This is a genomic window from Streptomyces sp. NRRL F-525 (assembly GCF_000716605.1).
Taxonomy (GTDB): domain Bacteria; phylum Actinomycetota; class Actinomycetes; order Streptomycetales; family Streptomycetaceae; genus Streptomyces.
This window is the reverse complement of sequence record NZ_JNXE01000156.1, coordinates 1-397: the sequence shown is the minus strand read 5'-3', so window position 1 is coordinate 397 and position 397 is coordinate 1. Positions and strand designations below refer to the sequence as shown.

Sequence of the window (397 nt, the reverse complement as noted above, 5' to 3'; positions counted from 1 at the left end):
CGAACATGCTGGGCCTGGCCCGCCGCGCATTCGACGACGCGCTCGGCTACGTGCGCGAGCGCGAGCAGTTCGGCCGTCCCGTCGGGTCCTTCCAGGCGCTGCGGCACCGGGTGGCCGACCTCGCCACCGAGATCGAGAGCACCCGGCTGCTGGTGCGCGAGGTGGCCCTGGACTGCGATGCCCAGCCCGACCGCCTGTTCCCGAGGGAGGCGTCGATGGCCAAGCTGAAGGCCACGGAGGTCGCCAAGCGGGCGGCCCTGGAGGGCATGCAGATGATGGGGGGCTACGGCTACACGACCGAGTTCGACATGGAGCGCCACCTGCGGGCCGCGGTCGTCTCCACGGTCTACGGCGGAACCAGCGAGATCCAGCGGGACGTGATCGGCAAGACGTACGG

General features: G+C 71.0%; 1 protein-coding gene. It reads left to right on the top strand.

The features are described from left to right. Positions 1–397: acyl-CoA dehydrogenase family protein (locus OO69_RS48315; protein ID WP_033287417.1), on the top strand; the 397-nt coding region annotated here is incomplete at both ends.